At 70.6% G+C, this 466-nt stretch carries 1 protein-coding gene; it reads left to right on the forward strand.

Annotation, left to right across the window (positions count from 1 at the left end):
- A partial coding sequence (locus AC1DYG_RS19635; protein WP_477641529.1) for a peptidylprolyl isomerase occupies positions 1-466 on the forward strand: 466 nt, incomplete at both ends.

Raw genomic sequence — 466 nt, forward strand, 5'->3', positions numbered from 1 at the left:
ACTCGTGGTCGCGGCCGGAGCCGTCGTCTACAACCTGACCAAGGGCGACGACAGCGCAGACATGTCCACCACCGCGGCGAGCAGCGCACCCCAGGAGGCCGGTGTCATGCCCGCGGGCCGCGCCGAGGCCCTGCCCGCGACCGTGGACTGCACCTACATGCCGGACGGTCAGGCCCCCGCGAAGCCCGCGAACATGCCGAACGCGAGCGCCGTCTCCGCCGAGGGCACCGTCACGGTCAACCTGGACACCACCCAGGGACCGATCGGACTCGACCTCAACCGCGCCGAGTCCCCGTGCACGGTCAACAGCATGGTCAGCCTCGCGGAGCAGGGCTACTTCAACGACACCCCCTGCCACCGGCTCAGCACCACCGGCCTGAAGATCCTCCAGTGCGGCGACCCCACCGGCCAGGGCACCGGCGGACCCGGCTACGGCTTCGTCAACGAGTTCCCCACCGACCAGTAC

The sequence above is a fragment of the Pedococcus sp. P1_H8 genome, assembly GCF_056405175.1.